The sequence below is a fragment of the Paraburkholderia sp. BR10936 genome (assembly GCF_040965735.1).
In the GTDB taxonomy this organism is placed as follows: domain Bacteria; phylum Pseudomonadota; class Gammaproteobacteria; order Burkholderiales; family Burkholderiaceae; genus Paraburkholderia; species Paraburkholderia nodosa_A.
Genome location: NZ_JBFRCM010000024.1, coordinates 35435 through 51431, shown reverse-complemented (window position 1 = coordinate 51431; position 15997 = coordinate 35435). Strand labels below are relative to the sequence as shown.

Here is a 15997-nt window from a genome sequence, read left to right as displayed (position 1 = left end):
CAGGGCGCCTGGGTGGAGATATCCGGATCTTGTGGTGATATTCGATGCGCGGGGCGAACGCAGGTCAGTCCGCCTCGATACGATCGGCGTCGCGCGAATCTTTGCGCACCAGCGCATGCGTTGCCGATTCGCCGCGCGACGCATCGACATCGCGAACCGCACGACTACCTGCAAAACATACCGCGAGCGTCGCGAGCACCAGCACGCCGAGCGCGAGTTGCAGCCCGACTAGTCCCGCGCCGAAGCCGATGATCGGCGGTCCCACGAGAAAGCCCGCATAACCCGCAGTCGCCGCCATCGACACGCCGGTCACGGGCGGATCGGTCGTACGCCCGGCCGCGCTGAAGATCACCGGCACCACGTTGGCGAGCCCAATGCCGACGCAGATGAACCCTACCACTGCTGTGGCGAGCGCCGGCGCAGCGAGCACGGCGGCAAGGCCCGCAGCCGAAAGCACGCCGCCCAGCGCGACTACGCGCACCGCGCCCAGCCGCCGTACGAACGCGTCACCCACCACGCGGCAGGCCGCCATCGCGAACGCGAACGACGTATAGCCGATGCCCGCGCTATCCGCATGAGCGGGCAAGGCGGTGCGCAGGTACACGGCGCTCCAGTCGGCAATGGCGCCCTCGGTCATCATGCACAGGAACGCGAGCGCGGCGAGCTTGACGACGCCCGCCTGCGGCAGCGCGAAGCCGCCGCCCGACGCAGCCTCCGGGCGCGTGCCTACGTCGCGCAGCGAGAACAGCGCCGCGCCGACGATCAGCACGGCGATGGGAATGGCGGGCAGCGCAAGCCCGCTCAGCACACCGAATCCTGCTTTCTGCAGCACCGTGCCAACGGCCGCGCCCGCCAGACCGCCCGCGCTCCAGGCCGCGTGAAACGACGACATGATGGGCGCATGCCAGATTTTTTCGATTGCGCTGGCATGGCCGTTCATGGAAACGTCGAGCGCGCCATTGAGCGCGCCGAGCAGCAGCAACGCGGCGCACAGCAGCGCCGCGTTGGGCGCGAGCGCAGGCAAGGGAAACGCGGCGACGAACAGCACGCCGAGCAGGGCGGTCGCGCGGCCGCTGCCGAACTTCGGCGCGAGACGCCCCGCAAGCGGCATGGCGACGATGGCGCCGAGCGCGAAGGCAAACAGAGCGACGCCAAGCAGGGAGTCGCCAAGGAGCAGCTTGTCCTTCACACGCGGCACCTCGACGGCCCACGCGCCAATGCCGAAGCCGTTCGCCAGAAAGACCGCCGTGGCGGCGTAGCGTTCGCGCAGGGGCCTCATCGCGCCACCGTCACGTCGCCGCATGCGGCTTTCAGCTGTTTCAGATGGAGCTTCGGCACATCAGCATCGACGACCAGATAGTCGAGCGAGGCGCACGGCGCGATGACGAAGGGCGCGGATGTCATGAGCTTTTCCGTGGTGACTGCTGCCGCGATCTGGCCGCTTGCCGCGACCATCGCGCGCTTCATTTCGGCATCCTCTGCATCGAAGGCCGCGATGCCTTCGGACGGATCGAGCGCGCACGCGCCGAGAAAGCAGAGATCGGCCTTGATCTGCTGAATCTGCAAGAGCGCCGTCGCACCCAGCGCGCCCGCGGCCTGTGCGCTCACACGCCCGCCGATCAGAATGACTTCGATGCCCGGGCGCTCGAGCAGGCGCACGCAAGCCTGGGGCGAAGTGGTGACGACCGTGAGGCCGGCGTTCTCGGGCAGGGCCGCAGCGATCTCGACGTTCGTGGAGCCCGCGTCGAGCAGGATTACCTGGTTCGGCTTGACGAGTGCGGCGGCGGCGCGCGCAAGGCGCGCCTTGGCGGGCAGTTGCTCGCGCATGCGCACGGAGGCGGGTTTGTTGGCGGGCGAGATGAGCAGCGCTCCGCCATACACGCGCTTGCAATGCCCCGCTTCGGCGAGGTCGCGCAAATGGCGCCGGATCGTGTGCTCCGAGGTGTCGAACTGCGCGGCGAGTTCGGTGGCCAGCACGCGGCCCTCGGCGCGCAGTGTTTCGAGGATCAGGCGCTCGCGCTCGTCGGGGAGCAGGCCTTCACTGGCCTCCAGCCGTGTTCGTTGCATGGGTTTCGGTTCCCGCTTGCTCGTTGGCTTGCTCGTCAAATCGAGCAAAAACGAGCATAAAGTATCGTAAACGGGAAATGGATGCAACCGACAGCGGAGTGTGCGGCGCGCATCGCTTCACGCACCCGATCAGGGGTGGTCGGCAGGATATATATCTCGGGCTCGGCGCAACGCGGAAAACCACGCCAGAGTGGGGCGATATGGGCTTCGTGCTCTATCGCTTTCTTTTATTCTTCGTCCGCGCTGTAGACGCTGAGTCCTTCTATCGGGTCCATCGGGGCATCCCAGGGTCTTGCGTCGATCGCGCGCATGGCGGCTTCGTAGCCCGCGCGTCGGCGCGCGGCAATGCCGGACGGCGTGAAGTCGATGTCCTTCAACTGGTCGTCGCCGTCGAGTCGTGGCGCCGCGAGCTTGATGAGCCGCATGGTGGTCTCGCAGCCCCATGCCGCCAGTTCCTTCACATCGAGTGCGTCGCGCTCGTCAGCGGGCACGCGCTTCGCCAGTTCGCGGATCACGTGGCGCAAGCGGTGGATCTGCTGCTGGCGTGCGATATGGCTTTCGGTGCGGCTCGCGTATTGAATGTCCTTTTGCCGTTCTGCGATCTGCCAGATGCTTTGCGGTTCGGGGCCCGCTGGATTCCACACCTGCACCGAGAAGATCACCGAGCTGTGGCGCGGCTTGTCGTCCAGCACGACCTCGACCGGCGTGTTGGAGTAGATGCCGCCGTCCCAGTACGGCTCGCCGTCGATGCGCACCGCCGGGAACGCGGGCGGCAGTGCGCCCGAGCTCATGACGTGTTCGACATTCAGGCGCTGGTCGCGCGAATCGAAATAGCGCATCGCGCCCGTGCGGGCGTTTACCGCGCCCACGGTAAGGCGCGGGTGCCCGGCGTTCAGCAATTCGAAGTCGACCAGGGAAACGAGCGTGTCGCGCAGCGGGGCGATCCTGTAATAAGACGCGCGATCGACGCCGAGATGTGCGAGCGGACCGAACCACGATACCGGGTTGGGCTGAAAGAACCCGGCAATGCCGCCGCCGATGATCATCAGCTTTGCAAACGTCTTGTCCCAGCCGGGCGCGAAGCCAGGCCACGTTGCTGCCACGTCGAGGCGGGTGCGGTCCGTGACGCGATGCCAGAATTCGTCCAGACGCTCGAAGCGGTGCTCGGGAGCGTTTCCGACGATCAATGCAGCGTTGATGGCGCCAATGGAAGTGCCGATCACCCAGTCGACATGGATGCCGGCTTCGTGCATCGCCTCATACACGCCGAGTTGATAGGCGCCCAATGCGCCGCCACCCTGCAACACGAGTACGACTTGCCCTGGCAATGCCAGGCTTGCCGGCTGCTTCGCTGTCATCGATCGCCTCGCTGTTTTGCTCGACCGACGCGCGTCTTCGTGACCTGCATTCTTCATACGCGTCGCCGTTTTCTCCGCACCATTGTAGTGGCGTTCGGAAAAGACGAGCGTTGCGTGGCAACGGCCCAACTGGCCGCCGTCCCTCAACCTGCCGAGGCGATTTGCCCTTCGAACGTCACGCAGTTGCGGCCGCCGCGCTTGGCGGTGTACAACGCGGAATCGGCGAGTCCGTATGCCGTGTCGAAATCGGTGCCGGCCGGATTGTCGCTTACACCGAAACTGGCGGTAATGGCGCGACACACCGGCGCCGGGAACGCGTGATTCGCAATGGCTTCGCGCATACGCTCGGCGAGTTGCAAGGCATCGGCGATGTCGAAGCCCGGCAAGACGACCGTGAACTCTTCGCCGCCCACGCGTCCGATGATGCCGGTCTCGCCGAGAATGCGGCGCAGGCAGTTCACGATGCCTGAGATCACGCTGTCGCCGGCCGGGTGCCCGAAGTCGTCGTTGACCTTCTTGAAGTCGTCGATGTCGAGCAGGATCATCACCGCCCGATTCGCGCGCAGCGCCTTCACCGTGCGTTCGATCACGGCGCTGCGATTGAGCACGCCGGTCAGCGCGTCGTGCGTCGCGCGATATTGCAGTTGCTGCGTGAGCGCCTGCATTTCGCGCTCGGCGCGATCGCTGCGCCCGATCAGGCGGCGCGTTTCGCGCATCAGGCGCTCGTAGTGATGGATCAGCTCGATGAGCGCCTCGCGATGACTGTGCGCGTACGCCTCCGGAGCCTCGGCAATCATCCGGGCCCGCTCCAGCGCCTCGCTTTCGCTGCGGAACAGGTCGAGGTAGTGATCCTTCATTGCGTCCCGCAAGCCAGTCGTTTCCACGCGCGTCGTCCTCAAAGCATCCTCACGTTGCAACCGGGCAATCATTGAACTTGATTGCGGTGAAGTCGGTTTGCAGTTCCTCGCCGAATTCGAGGATCGTTTCGTCTTCTTCGTCGCGGTACCAGTTCACCTGCACCTGGTTGCCCGCCGCCGCGGCGCGATCCAGGGCGTCGAACACGCTGAACAGCATTTTCGTGCTCGAGCTGTTGAAGTAGGTGAGCGTGACCTCGACCGTGATCGCGGCGTTTTTGCAATCCTTGAGCCAGAGATTGAGCCGCTCGATGATCGGCGCATAAAACGCGGCGGCATTCTCGGGATACGATTCGCCTCGCAGTGACAGCACGTTTTCGTCGAAGCGGAAGTCGATTTCCGGCGACGTTGCCGTGGCGGCGATAAAAAGGTTTTCCATTATGTACGCGTGCCCTGGTCAGATGATGGTCTTGAGGCAAAACAGTGTGGTGCCCGTATCGTCTTCGCGTGGATGAAACGCGAATTCGAGCGGCGCACTGGCGTCGCGCGCCATCGTCAGAAAACCCAGTCCCGCGCCTTTGCTATCGGCAGGCGTGTCGGCGCGCAGCGACATCTTGTAGGCCTGCTTGATTTCTTCGATCGACATGTTGCGCAGCGGCTCCAGCTTCTTGCGCAAGTCGTCCACGGCCGCCGTGGCGATGGGATTCACGCATACCATGAGGTGGCGCTCGCCTTCGGCGGAAATGCACATCGCGCCTTCGCGTATTGCGCCGCCCTGGCCTTGATCTTCCGATAGCGCCTCGCACGAGTAGTGCACGATATTGTGCGAAAGCTCGATGAACGAGGAGAAGATCTTTCTGCGCGTGGACGAGCTCAGTCCCGCCACTTCCAGTTGCAGCTTGACGACCTCGCTCATCGCCGCGACGATGCTGTGCGAGAAATAGCCTTTGTGATAGAAGAGCAAATTGCGCTTCTGTGCGATTTCGAAGAAGCAGCAGTTTTGATCCAGAATTCCAGACATATTGGTGAACTACCTCAAACTCGTGCGAAGAAAAGCGTGACATCGTCACGGCGCGCTTGCGAGCCTTGCCATTCGGCAAAGGTTTCGAGCAAGCGCGCGCAGATGAAAGAAGAAGCGTGCTCGCGCTCGGCGAGAATCCGGTCGAGCGTTCGGCGTTTGCCGAAGGCGATTTTTCGCGGACCGCCAATCTGATCGGTCAGGCCATCGGTGGAAACGAACAGCAGGCTGCCGTGCGGTAGGGCGACGGCGTGCTGGGTCCACGTGTAATCGGCGAGGCTGTCGACATAGCCCACGCCCATGCGGTCGCCGGCTATGCTTTCGAACTGTTGAGCGTCCGCACGCAATACATGCAGCGCGACGCGCGCACCTGCAAAGTGGAGCACCTGGCTGGCGGCGTCGAACCAGAAGAACGCGGCGTCCAGGCCGTCGTTGGACTGCGGGGCGTCGCCCGCGCCGTTGATTTGCCCGAGCAGGCCCTTCACATTGCGATTGACGGCTGCCAGCAGCGCGGAGGGGTTGCGCGGGCCGATCTGCTCGAGGGCCTGCGAGAGCGACGCCGAGGCGAGCAAGGTCATGAACGCACCGGGCACGCCGTGTCCCGTGCAATCGGCCACCGCGCCGAACCAGCCGTCGGCGAACGCAGCGAAATGGTAGAAGTCGCCGCCCACCACGTCGCGCGGTTCCCAGACGAGCGCGGCATCGGGCAACATGGTCGCAAGCGTCTCGCGCGAGGCGCGCAGCATGGCTTGCTGGATCACGCTCGCATACTCAATGCTCTGCATGATCTGCCGATTCTTTTCCGCCTGCATCTCCGCGACGATGGACAGCAGGCGCAAGCCGTTGCCCACGCCAGCGAAGCGGCCTTCGCGCGTCACGATGAAACCGTCGACCAGCGCCTTTTCGCCGACTTCAACGGTTTTGAACGTGAGGGCCTCGATGCTCATGGCCGCGTCGACGATCAATGGTTCCTTGTCCATGAACGCGATGCAGCTCTTCTTGTCGTATAGCTCGCGATGAAACGGCTTGCTCATTTGCGACATGAAAATATCGCGGTTGATGAGCCCGATGGGGCGATCGTTTTCGATCACCGCGAGACTGGCCATGTCGCGCCTCGAATAGAAAATCTCCATGACGAGAGAATTCGAATCCGAAGCGTCGATGGCGGGCACTTCCAGAGCCAGTTCTCCGGCGCTGCGCGGGCCTACGGGAAGACCCGGACGACGAAACTGCGCGAGCGCGGGGTGCATGACTATCCATTCCGATTAATATGGAGAATCAGCACGCTAATGGCTATTTATGACATTCTCGTTACATGGACGAGAGTAAGCGCCTAAGTTGGCTTGTTTAATACACCATAATGATCGGCGAGTGCCACGCTAACGTTTGCGCGTTTTTTTCGCTTCCCTTTGCAAGGTTTCGGTGCATCACACTTCAATATAAATTCGTCCGTCTTCGACCCTGGCCGGGTACGTGGCGAGCTTCTCACGTACCGGTGCACAAAGCGGTTTGCCGTCACGCACGTCGAAGCGGCCATTGTGCTTCGGACATTCGATCACATGGCCCATGACGAGCCCGTCGCTCAGGTGCACATGTTCATGTGTGCAGAGCCCGTCGCTCGCGTAGACCTGATCTTCCACGCGGTAGATCGCAAAGGTGCGTCCGCCGTGGTCGAAGCGCATGACGTCTTCGTCTTCGATATCGTCGAGTGCGGCTGCGTCGATCCATTGGGCCATGAAGTGTCTCCAGATTGATATTGAACGTTGTGTGCGCAACGGCTCAGGCTTCGGCGTGACCCGGTACCGGGCGCGCCACGTGATAGTAGGGGTCGCGTGTTTGCCGCACGAGCGCGGGAATGATTTCCGCGTAGGCGGCAAGGCTGCTGCGATAAGGCGGCGGCATGTCCGTTTTCACGACTTCGTGCAGGCGCGGCAGCGCGTGAAAAGGAACCATCGGAAACATGTGATGCTCGACGTGATAATTCATGTTCCAGTAGAGAAAGCGGAATACGGGATTCATCATCACCGTGCGGCAGTTGCGCCGGTGGTCGAGCACGTTCTCGGGCATGCCGGCGTGCTGCGTGAGGCCGAAGTAGAGATAAAGCCACGCGCCGTAGAGGCTCGGCAGGCCGATATAAAGCAGCGGCAGGATGGTGCGAAAGCCGATGCAGGCGCCAATCGCGATTGCGTACACGAGCAGGCTCAGGCGCGCTTCGCGAATGGCCTTGGGCCATTCGGAGGCGGGCACGAAGCTTTGTTCTTCCGCGCCGAGGCGTCCGCACGCAGCGGAGATCATGCGCGGCAACTCGCGCGAGGCGTGCTTGAGCGCGAAGATGTTGAGGGCGAGCGAGAGCCAGTCGGTAGGGCGCGGCGCGGCGATCTCGGGATCGCGGCCCACCACCAGCGTGTCGGTGTGATGGCGCGCGTGGCTCCAGCGCCAGATCGTCGCGCAGCGGAATACCTGGAACGAAGCGATCTGATAGAGCGCGTCGTTCATCCAGCGCGTTTTGAATGCGGTGCCGTGACCCGCTTCGTGCCAGCGCGAATCGGCGGGACTGCAATAGAGCGTGCCGTAGAGGAGAAACGCGGGTACGGCCCACCACGAATGCGCGTGCCAGAGGAACCCGGCGAGCACGCCGCTCGCGACGATGGCCGCATACCAGATCACGGTGTCGCGTATGGCGCGCGCGTCGCTGCGCTGCATCAACTGCTTCATCACGGGGCGCGGCACGGCGCACCGGTACCAGTCCGCGTTGACGAGGCCCGCTGCGCGCGCGCGTTCGCCTGCACCGCCGATGAGCCGGTAGTCCGCATGATGCGGCGCGTAGGCGTGAGTCTCCTGGTCGGCCACGAGTGTCTCCTTGAAGTGTTGGCAGCGCGCGGCGTGCGGCGTGCGGTGCGCTGCGCGTGTCAACACAAAAATAGGTGACGCAAGGCCGGGGCTCAACCGGAAGTTTGACGAAATTTCGTCAGCGAGCTTTTTCGGCGGCGTCAGGCTGCTGCGCGCTCGCCGCTCGTTCGCGCTGCGCGGGACGTATCCGCGCCGTCGGCCACGACCACCGGCACGCGCAGCGCGAGTGCACACATCAGCTCATAGCCGATGGTGCCCGACGCTTCGGCCACCTCGTCGACGCGCACGTGGTCGCCCCACAGTTCGACGCTCGAACCGATTCCCGCTTGCGGGCACGGCGTGAGATCGACCGTCAGCATGTCCATCGAGACGCGCCCGACCACGCGCGTGCGTACGCCATCCACGGCAATCGGCGTGCCGGTGGGCGCGTGGCGCGGATACCCGTCCGCATAGCCGCACGCCACCACGCCGACGCGCATGGGCCGGTCGACCTCGAAGGTGCGGCCATAGCCGATGGTTTCCTGCGGCGCGAGCGTTTGCACGCCGATGATGCGGCTCGTGAGCGTCATGGCCGCGCGCAGGCCGAAGCCTTGCACGTGCCGCGCCACGCCCGTGGGCGACGCGCCATAAAGGATCGTGCCGGGGCGCACCCAGTCGCGATGCGCGCGCGGGTGCCAGAGCACGCCTGCCGAATTCGACACCGACTGCTCGCCGGGAAGGTCTTGCACCACCGCGTCGAAGGTGTCGAGCTGCCAGTCGATGTGGCCGTCGTCGGCGTTCGCGAAGTGCGTCATGAGGCCGATCGCGCCGATCGACGGAATCGCGCGTGCGCGCTCCCACGCGGCGCGATACGCATGGGGACGGAAACCCAGGCGGTTCATCCCCGAATTCATCTTCAGCTGGATATCGATGGGATGCTGCGGCTTCGCTGCCGCGAGCAGATCGAGTTGCTCGTCGCAATGCACGGCCACAGTGAGCCGGTACGTTGCGGCCAGCTCGATGTCGGCGGGTTCGAACACGCCTTCGAGCAGCAGCAGGGGTTTGGTCCAGCCCAGTTCGCGCACGCGCACGGCTTCATCGAGGTCGAGCAGGGCGATGCCGTCGGCGCCCGCGAGCGCCGGATAGATGCGCTCGATGCCGTGTCCGTACGCATTGGCCTTGATCACGGCGAAGGCGCGCGAGCCGGCGGCACTTTGTTTCGCCAGCTGCAGGTTGTGACGGATGGCGTCGGGTTGAATGCGGGCGACGATGGGGCGCGGCATAGGCGTTCCTGTGGGTTGGACGGCGACGGTCTAGTGGTTTGTGCAATCGTATTGATTTTCGTCCAGTTATATTTAATGTATTTTTCGACGAATTTGGTTGAAACGACTGTCGCTCGTCCCCGCCATGCATCCGGTCAGTCCGCCATCAAATGGGTATCCACGAGCGGCGCCAACGCTTGTGCGTGGACGCTCGCGAGATCGTGCTCGCCGCCGCGCACCACGTGCAGCGCGGAATTGGCGAGCAGGGCGTTGAGCCGCTCGCCCACGGCGACGGGACTCAAGGGATCGTTGTCGCCCCAAAGCAGCAGGGCCGGCTGGGTGATGCTGGCGATCTGGTTCGAAAGGTCCGTATGGAACGAGACGAACCACTCCGGGAAGGCGCTCGTGTCGCTCGCGCGCCAGTTTTGCGCGCCGAGCGCCGCGGTGTCGATGCCGCCGGACGTGACCGACGTCATCGCCGTACGCGCGGCGCTCGAGAAGCCGCAATTCGTCACGCATCTCGGGGGCGCTCACGTGTGTTTCTCCGGTGGGCCTGCAAGGCATGATGGGTTCATTGCGGCTCGTCCGCTGGCTGTTGCTCGCGGGCGCGCGATTCGAGCAGCTGGATCAGCAGGCGCGCTGGGTCGCTCAGCGTGCCCGGCGCGCGATGCACGAGGCCCACGTCGCGGTGGAACGTGTGCTGCCCGAGATCGATTGCGCGCACTTTGGCAGGCCAGCGCCGCCACGCCGACGTTTGCGGCACCAGCGCGACGCCCACGCCGTTCGCAACGAGGCCGACGATGGCTTCCAGTTCGTCGAGTTCGCTCAGGTCCTGCACGGTGTAGTGCATGCGGCGCAGGAAGCGGTCTACCTGGCGTCCGCCAAACGATGCCCGATCGTAGCGGATGAAGGGTTGCGTCGCCAGCAGTTCGGCCCAGTCGTGGCCTTTCACATGGCGCGGCACGATGAGCCGGAACGGCTCGCGCGCGAGCGTGGTCCAGCGCAAGTCGCTTTGCAGTGCGAAGGGTGGCCGGATGATGGCCGCCATGTCGATTTCGCCCGCATCCACGAGATTGAGAAGCTCCATCGAAACGCCGGGGATCACACGCGTGCGGCAGCCGGCACAGCGGCGGTGGAATTCGCCAAGCGCCTCCGGCACCAGCGCGCGCTGCACGGAAGCGATTGCGCCGAGCGTGACGCGTCCCGTCGCTGCGGGGCCGGCTGCGCTCGAGCTCAGGTTTTCATAGAGGCGGATGACTTCCTGCGCCTGGGCGAGGATCTGCTGGCCCATCGCGTTCAGGCGCGCGTTGCGCCCCTCTCGGTCGAACAGCGCGAAGCCCAGCTCCGCCTCGAGGCGCTGCATTTGTGCGCTGACGGCGGCCTGGGTCAGGCCGATCTTCTGTCCGGCCGCGGCGAACGTGCCTTCTCTCGCCACGGCAACGAGGGTTCTGAGTTCGCGTATCATTCATCAATAATATTTGTGTATTGGAAAATTATATATTGATTTTGTTTTTACTTCGGCCTGTCTACCATGGCGGGATCGCTTTCGACGACAGTGGAGACACGCATGTCGCTTTCCCCTTTTCACCTCGCCATTCCCGTTTATGACCTCGCCGCCGCGCGCGACTTCTACGGCCGCGTATTCGGGCTGGCAGAGGGGCGCTCCAGCGCGCAGTGGGTCGACTTCGACTTCTTCGGCCACCAGCTCGTGATTCACGAGCACCCGAAAACGCCTTCGCAGGACCATGCGCACACGAACCCCGTGGACGGCCACGACGTACCGGTGCCGCATTTCGGCGTCGTGCTGAGCTGGAGCGACTGGGAGGCGCTGGCCGAGCGCCTCAAGACCTTCGGCGTGAAGTTCGTGATCGAACCTTACGTGCGCTTCAAGGGGCAGGTGGGCGAGCAAGCCACGATGTTCTTCCTCGACCCGTGCGGCAACGCGCTCGAATTCAAGGCCTTCAAGGACATCGGCCAGCTGTTCGCCAAATAAGCGTGAATGGCCGCGAGGCGATCAAGGTGCCGGCGCAGGCATGAACTTGAACGACGGCGTCGCCACGACATTGCCCGCCACCTCGCCTGAATACACCTGGCCCGAATCGATCGTGAGCTTCATCACGGGCGCGCCGGGTTTGAGATCGAGCTTGCTCAGCGTGGCGAGCGTCATGAGCCTCATGCGCTCGGTGAGCGTGCCGCTCGGCATCACCACGCCCAACATGCCGAATCTTTCGTCGACGATCTGGCGCACGGATTCTTAATCGTGGATTTATGCAAAGGCACCGGCGCGTTTTAAGCGAATTTTAATTCTCGCTCGACATAGTAAAAGACGCCTCCCGGCGCAAACCGCGCGTGGAGGCTCGAACAATGGAGGATGAGATGCGTTTTCGCACTGCTATGGCGGCGGCCGCACTGGTGTGCGCACCGGCCCTCGCATTGGCGGCCCAGCCGCTTTTCGTCAACGTCGACGGCCACCTCGTTCCGGCTCAAGGCGAGGCCCATGTGGTCCAGACCTCTGCTGGCCCGGTCAAGATCAGCACGTGGAGCTGGCATAGCCCGAACGGCGCCAGTAGCATTCAGGTTCGGAGCAGCAGCGGCGGACCGCCGCCCGCGTGGGCGCTGCAGCAGATGCGCGCGATGACCATGCAGATGTGGGCCATGCAGGCCCAGATGCAGCAGTTCCAGCAGGCGGCATTCAGCGGTGAATTCGCGATGCCCACACCGATGCCTGTGCTGTTCGCGGTGCCCGCATGGGCAATGCCGGGGCCTGTGATCGTCGTCTATCCGGGGCATGCGCCAGCGCCTGCATCGGGACAACCGCCAGCGGTCGCACCGCCACACGCGCCGGCTGTGAAAGCGTAAGCACGCGCATCAGCAGAGAGCCGCCAGTTCATTCTGGCGGCCGGCAAATATAATCAGGAAAGCTGAATATCGTAAGAGTGCAAGCGTGCTGGGCTGAACAGGCGCAAGCATACATCGCGTGAACAGGCGCTAGGGCTGCTGCCAGTGGAAACGATCGCCGCGCAAGCGGGCGCCGTCGCCGTTGTCGTCGAGCTTTTTATCGCCGCCCGGGAGCGCTTCGAAATACGACTTGTCGTCTTTCTGGGGCCCCGTATGCAACGCGGCGCGCGAAATGCCCGGCGGGATGGACGAGGGCGAGGCGGGAGGCCAATGTAGCGTGGCAGGCGCCGCGCTCTGGGGAGAGGGCAGATCCGTGTTTTCGTTCGCTGCGGCGAAGCCCATGGCCCATGCGGCCGGGACCGAAGCCAGAACGATCAGCACGGGGAACGTAGCGTGTCTCATACGCGGTCACCACGTGAATGTACTGACTGGGTCTGTATTTTATGACGCGACTTAGCGTATTTCCAGGCGCGGGCATTACGCACAGCAGCAAGCCGGGCGCGAGCGCGCTACGTTCGTACTTCTGTCCAATCCAGACGATTTTCGGTGATTCTTGCGCGAAATGGACATGGTCGGGCCGCCTGGCGTCCGTTTTGAGCACTATTTCGAGGGAATCCCTCAAATCCGACGAATGAGTCGCGGGTTCTAGGAAAAGTCGTAAGGGTTTGTTAATATCGCCCGCCAGTGAGAATGAGAATGCTTCTCATTGAAGTATCCGGCCAGCACTGGCGAGACGACCCTTCCAAAACGACATGAACAACCGAGAACACGCGCGGCAAGCGCGACGCACGCTGCCGCGACCGTTGCATATTGCGGCCTGGCTTACTTTCGCGGCGGCTCAGGCCGCTGTCGCCCAAACATCGACGCAGGACAGCGCCGCGGCGAGCACAACCCAGAAGGTACCGCCTCGAGCCGCCATAACCGGTGCGGCCGGCACGGAGCAGGCGCTGCCCGCCGTGAAGGTGAGCGCAAGCCAGGTCGCCGATTCGCCGCTGAACCTGAACACGCCGGTGAACAGCGGCGTGCTCGGCACGCGCTCGCAGCTCGACACGCCGTTCTCGACCACGGTCGTGACGGGCGAGAATCTGGCCGAGCGCCAGGTCTACAAGCTCGGCGATGTGTTTGCCGGCGACGCCTCGGTCACCAACAACAGCAACGCCTATAACGCGTGGGCCACCTACATCACCATTCGCGGTTTGCCGGTGGACTGGCAAAACGGCTTTCGCATCGACGGCAATCCGTTCATCTCGTACGGCATCACCATGCCCTACGAGCAACTGGAGCGCGTGGAACTGCTCAAGGGCCTGGGCGGCTTCATGTACGGGTTCGCGCAGCCGGGCGGCCTCGTCAACTACGTGACGAAGCGGCCGGAAAAGGACCCGGTCACGAGCCTCGACGTGGGCTATCGCATGGACGGCGTGCTGAGCACGCACGTCGACCTGAGCCGCCGATTCGGCCCGGACGACATGTTCGGCGCGCGCCTGAATTACACGAAGGAAGCGGGCAAGACCTATAACGCCGGCGATATCAACCGCAACTCGGCTTCGCTCGCACTCGACGGCCAGCTCACGCGCGACCTGCAGGTATGGTTCAACGCGCTCTACCAGACGATCCGTTCCAGCGGCCAGACGCCCGCGATCTACACGGGCAGCTACACGGCGTCGAGCCTGCCCGCGGTGATCAGCGGCGGCAGCAACCTGCTCGGCGGCACCGACCAGCACATCAACACCAACCTGCAGCTCTACACGGCGGGCGTGCGCTACCAGATCACGCCCGACTGGTCGTTCACCACCTCGGGCAGCTACAGCAAGTCGGCGCGCGACCGCAACGAGAGTACGCTCACGCTGCTCAACCAGGCAGGCGACTACACCGACGCGCGCTGGAACGGCGACGAAGCCCATCAGGACGTTTACTGGCAGGGCATGTTCGAAGGCAAGGTGAAGACCGGGCCGTTCACGCATCAACTCGTGATTGGCGGCGCATACCAGCACCAGACCAACAACTACGCGTTGAACTCGATCTATACGGTGCTCGGTAACGGCAATCTGTATCAGCCCAACCCGTGGCGCTTCTATTCGGGCGGCGGGCTCGAAACGTACCGTACGAGCGACATCACGCAGGCTTCGGCGTTCGTGAGCGACACGATGCAGATCACGAGCCGCTGGTCGGTGCTCGCTGGCCTGCGTTACACGAACTATAGTCAGAACAACTACGCAACCACGGGCGAAAAGACGTCCCAGTACAGCCAGAACGGCGTGCTCACGCCGACCTTCGCGCTCATGTACAAGCTCGAGCCGAACACGACGCTGTACGCGAGCTACGTCGAGGCGCTGGAGCAGGGCGCGATCGTGGACAGCATCTACGCGAACGGCGGCGCGATGCTGCGTCCGCTGCGCTCGCGTCAGTATGAAATTGGCATCAAGAGCGAACACGAGCGCTGGAGCGCAACGGCGGCCCTGTTCCGCATCGAGCGCGGCGCGGCCTACGCGAACGCCGACAACGTCTACGTGCAGGACGGCAATTCGATTTACGAAGGTGTCGAGGCGGCCGGGAGCGTGCGGCTCGGCCGAAGCTGGCAGGTCGCAGGCAGCGTCACGCTGCTCGACACGTGGTACGCGAAGGGACAGTCGTACAACGGCAATCGTGTGGCTGGCGCGCCGACCTTCGTCGCCGCGGGCCGCGTGACTTACGACGTGCCTTACGTGCAAGGCCTGCAGCTTGGCGCGGATGCGAAGTTCACGGGCAGCACGCAGGTGCGCCCAGCCAACAATCTCGAAACGGGCGGCTACATGCTCGTGAACGTGGGCGCGAACTATTTCACCCGCATTGGCGGCCACGACGTGACGCTGCGCGCGGCCATCGACAACATCACGAATCGCCGTTACTGGATGTTCCAGTATTCCGATTACATCGCGCCGGGCGATCCGCGCACGGTCAGCCTCAATGCGAAGATCGACTTCTAAACGGTCGATTCGCTTCAACGAGCGGGCGCATGGCGGGATTCCGGCATGCGCCCGCTTGCCGTTTTACGAAATCGGCTGCGAATCTGGCGTGGGGTTGCCGAGATTGTCGGTGGGCACGTATTGCTGATCGAACGCCGCCACATACAACGCCCATTCGGGGTCGCCCAGGTCCACGAGCAGCGCGCCGTCCTGCCAGATGTCGTTGTGGTCGTTCGCGTCGTTGCCGGCCTTGTGGATGAACTCGCCCTTCGAGCCCTGGTTCATGTGGACGTCGTGGATGCCGTCGCCTTCGCTGTAGAAGCGGCCAAACACGTAGATGTCGAGCGACGATTGTTGCGCGCGCAACAGCAGGCGCTGCAGCGACGCGACGGGCTCCACCTGGTCGGAGCCGTCCATCACGTCGCTGTTGCGCCACGCGCCCGTATTGGCGAGAAAGTCGCTGCGCTCAAAGTCGATGGCCGGCAGCGCTTCGGTGCCCGTGAGATCGGTCGAGCCTTCGGCCGCGCCCTCGAGCGTGGTCAGCACGTTGTGGTTGAAGTCGAACACGAGCTTGTACTTGAGCAGGTCATCCGCGTCCGTGGTGCCGACGTTCACAGCGATGTCCCAGCGCGCGCCGTTGACCGTCACACCGAAGTGCAGGTGATACTGGACTTCGTGTGGCCGCCGAGTGGCCTTCAACTGCGGCGCGGAAACAATTTTCGCCTTGACGTAGCCGTAAGGAAGGGCCATCGCGCGCTCCTCTAAGTTC

At 63.8% G+C, this 15997-nt stretch carries 17 protein-coding genes and 1 pseudogene; 4 read left to right on the top strand and 14 right to left on the bottom strand.

Translation table 11 applies throughout. The features are described 5' to 3' along the window. Positions 1–64: 64 nt before the first annotated feature. The 12 genes from AB4Y36_RS35105 to AB4Y36_RS35050 all read right to left on the bottom strand — a co-directional run bounded on the left by AB4Y36_RS35105 (position 65) and on the right by AB4Y36_RS35050 (position 10853). On the bottom strand, positions 65–1303 hold the full coding sequence (locus AB4Y36_RS35105) for an MFS transporter (protein ID WP_368685426.1): 1239 nt from the start codon (positions 1301–1303) through the stop codon (positions 65–67). Next, the gene (locus AB4Y36_RS35100) at positions 1276–2067 is read right to left on the bottom strand and encodes a DeoR/GlpR family DNA-binding transcription regulator (protein ID WP_368602556.1); all 792 of its coding nucleotides are present in this window, start codon (positions 2065–2067) and stop codon (positions 1276–1278) included. The genes AB4Y36_RS35105 and AB4Y36_RS35100 overlap by 28 nt, the downstream gene beginning before the upstream one ends. A 227-nt stretch (positions 2068–2294) precedes the next feature. After that, positions 2295–3425, bottom strand: coding sequence for a patatin-like phospholipase family protein (locus AB4Y36_RS35095; protein WP_342948903.1), 1131 nt, complete (start codon positions 3423–3425; stop codon positions 2295–2297). Between the two features lie 143 nt (positions 3426–3568). Further along, complete coding sequence (locus AB4Y36_RS35090; RefSeq protein ID WP_368602602.1) at positions 3569–4282, bottom strand: GGDEF domain-containing protein; 714 nt, start codon at positions 4280–4282, stop codon at positions 3569–3571. A gap of 49 nt (positions 4283–4331) precedes the next feature. Then, positions 4332–4718: a DUF1987 domain-containing protein gene (locus AB4Y36_RS35085; RefSeq protein WP_368618670.1), complete on the bottom strand. Its 387-nt coding sequence runs from the start codon at positions 4716–4718 to the stop codon at positions 4332–4334. 18 nt (positions 4719–4736) lie between these two features. Next, positions 4737–5300 (bottom strand): SiaB family protein kinase, encoded by a 564-nt coding sequence (locus tag AB4Y36_RS35080; protein WP_368685425.1) that lies wholly within the window; start codon positions 5298–5300, stop codon positions 4737–4739. A 14-nt stretch (positions 5301–5314) separates the two neighbouring features. Next, positions 5315–6547 carry a SpoIIE family protein phosphatase gene (locus tag AB4Y36_RS35075; protein ID WP_368685424.1) on the bottom strand — a complete coding sequence of 411 codons (1233 nt, stop codon included), beginning with the start codon at positions 6545–6547 and terminating at the stop codon, positions 5315–5317. Between the two features lie 177 nt (positions 6548–6724). Further along, positions 6725–7033, bottom strand: a complete 309-nt coding sequence (locus AB4Y36_RS35070; RefSeq protein WP_368685423.1) for a non-heme iron oxygenase ferredoxin subunit — start codon at positions 7031–7033, stop codon at positions 6725–6727. A gap of 43 nt (positions 7034–7076) precedes the next feature. Beyond that, a complete protein-coding gene (locus tag AB4Y36_RS35065; protein WP_368685422.1) occupies positions 7077–8147 on the bottom strand; it encodes a fatty acid desaturase family protein in 1071 nt (356 codons plus the stop codon). Between the two features lie 140 nt (positions 8148–8287). Beyond that, positions 8288–9409, bottom strand: a complete 1122-nt coding sequence (gene alr / locus AB4Y36_RS35060) for an alanine racemase (protein WP_368685421.1) — start codon at positions 9407–9409, stop codon at positions 8288–8290. 134 nt (positions 9410–9543) lie between these two features. Then, entirely contained in the window at positions 9544–9903 is a 360-nt protein-coding gene (locus AB4Y36_RS35055; protein ID WP_368610299.1) for an alpha/beta fold hydrolase, read from the bottom strand. A 56-nt stretch (positions 9904–9959) separates the two neighbouring features. After that, the gene (locus AB4Y36_RS35050; RefSeq protein ID WP_368685420.1) at positions 9960–10853 is read right to left on the bottom strand and encodes a LysR family transcriptional regulator; all 894 of its coding nucleotides are present in this window, start codon (positions 10851–10853) and stop codon (positions 9960–9962) included. Between the two features lie 102 nt (positions 10854–10955). On the opposite strand from AB4Y36_RS35050, the gene AB4Y36_RS35045 reads away from it, so the two are divergent. The 3 genes and pseudogenes from AB4Y36_RS35045 (at position 10956) to AB4Y36_RS35035 (ending at position 12247) form a co-directional block, all read left to right on the top strand. Next, complete coding sequence (locus AB4Y36_RS35045; RefSeq protein WP_368685419.1) at positions 10956–11381, top strand: VOC family protein; 426 nt, start codon at positions 10956–10958, stop codon at positions 11379–11381. 151 nt (positions 11382–11532) lie between these two features. Continuing rightward, positions 11533–11637 (top strand): annotated as a pseudogene (locus AB4Y36_RS35040) (choloylglycine hydrolase); the annotation flags it as partial. A gap of 127 nt (positions 11638–11764) precedes the next feature. Further along, positions 11765–12247 carry a hypothetical protein gene (locus AB4Y36_RS35035; RefSeq protein WP_368685418.1) on the top strand — a complete coding sequence of 161 codons (483 nt, stop codon included), beginning with the start codon at positions 11765–11767 and terminating at the stop codon, positions 12245–12247. A 129-nt stretch (positions 12248–12376) separates the two neighbouring features. Here the strand turns inward: AB4Y36_RS35035 and AB4Y36_RS35030 are convergent, their stop codons facing one another. Next, positions 12377–12688 (bottom strand): hypothetical protein, encoded by a 312-nt coding sequence (locus tag AB4Y36_RS35030; RefSeq protein ID WP_368685417.1) that lies wholly within the window; start codon positions 12686–12688, stop codon positions 12377–12379. 350 nt (positions 12689–13038) lie between these two features. On the opposite strand from AB4Y36_RS35030, the gene AB4Y36_RS35025 reads away from it, so the two are divergent. After that, complete coding sequence (locus tag AB4Y36_RS35025) at positions 13039–15249, top strand: TonB-dependent siderophore receptor (protein ID WP_368685416.1); 2211 nt, start codon at positions 13039–13041, stop codon at positions 15247–15249. 63 nt (positions 15250–15312) lie between these two features. Here the strand turns inward: AB4Y36_RS35025 and AB4Y36_RS35020 are convergent, their stop codons facing one another. Continuing rightward, complete coding sequence (locus tag AB4Y36_RS35020) at positions 15313–15978, bottom strand: DUF2278 family protein (RefSeq protein ID WP_342948893.1); 666 nt, start codon at positions 15976–15978, stop codon at positions 15313–15315. Between the last annotated feature and the right edge of the window lie 19 nt (positions 15979–15997).

What these genes read in the sequence shown, in the direction of transcription:
- AB4Y36_RS35075 (WP_368685424.1), bottom strand. Translation starts at nt 6,547, where the DNA reads ATGCACCCCGCGCTCGCGCAGTTTCGTCGTCCGGGTCTTCCCGTAGGC.
- AB4Y36_RS35085 (WP_368618670.1), bottom strand. Translation starts at nt 4,718, where the DNA reads ATGGAAAACCTTTTTATCGCCGCCACGGCAACGTCGCCGGAAATCGAC.
- AB4Y36_RS35090 (WP_368602602.1), bottom strand. Translation starts at nt 4,282, where the DNA reads ATGAAGGATCACTACCTCGACCTGTTCCGCAGCGAAAGCGAGGCGCTG.
- AB4Y36_RS35020 (WP_342948893.1), bottom strand. Translation starts at nt 15,978, where the DNA reads ATGGCCCTTCCTTACGGCTACGTCAAGGCGAAAATTGTTTCCGCGCCG.
- AB4Y36_RS35030 (WP_368685417.1), bottom strand. Translation starts at nt 12,688, where the DNA reads ATGAGACACGCTACGTTCCCCGTGCTGATCGTTCTGGCTTCGGTCCCG.
- AB4Y36_RS35035 (WP_368685418.1), top strand. Translation starts at nt 11,765, where the DNA reads ATGCGTTTTCGCACTGCTATGGCGGCGGCCGCACTGGTGTGCGCACCG.
- AB4Y36_RS35105 (WP_368685426.1), bottom strand. Translation starts at nt 1,303, where the DNA reads ATGCGGCGACGTGACGGTGGCGCGATGAGGCCCCTGCGCGAACGCTAC.
- AB4Y36_RS35050 (WP_368685420.1), bottom strand. Translation starts at nt 10,853, where the DNA reads ATGATACGCGAACTCAGAACCCTCGTTGCCGTGGCGAGAGAAGGCACG.
- AB4Y36_RS35025 (WP_368685416.1), top strand. Translation starts at nt 13,039, where the DNA reads ATGAACAACCGAGAACACGCGCGGCAAGCGCGACGCACGCTGCCGCGA.
- alr (WP_368685421.1), bottom strand. Translation starts at nt 9,409, where the DNA reads ATGCCGCGCCCCATCGTCGCCCGCATTCAACCCGACGCCATCCGTCAC.
- AB4Y36_RS35100 (WP_368602556.1), bottom strand. Translation starts at nt 2,067, where the DNA reads ATGCAACGAACACGGCTGGAGGCCAGTGAAGGCCTGCTCCCCGACGAG.
- AB4Y36_RS35095 (WP_342948903.1), bottom strand. Translation starts at nt 3,425, where the DNA reads ATGACAGCGAAGCAGCCGGCAAGCCTGGCATTGCCAGGGCAAGTCGTA.
- AB4Y36_RS35070 (WP_368685423.1), bottom strand. Translation starts at nt 7,033, where the DNA reads ATGGCCCAATGGATCGACGCAGCCGCACTCGACGATATCGAAGACGAA.
- AB4Y36_RS35045 (WP_368685419.1), top strand. Translation starts at nt 10,956, where the DNA reads ATGTCGCTTTCCCCTTTTCACCTCGCCATTCCCGTTTATGACCTCGCC.
- AB4Y36_RS35080 (WP_368685425.1), bottom strand. Translation starts at nt 5,300, where the DNA reads ATGTCTGGAATTCTGGATCAAAACTGCTGCTTCTTCGAAATCGCACAG.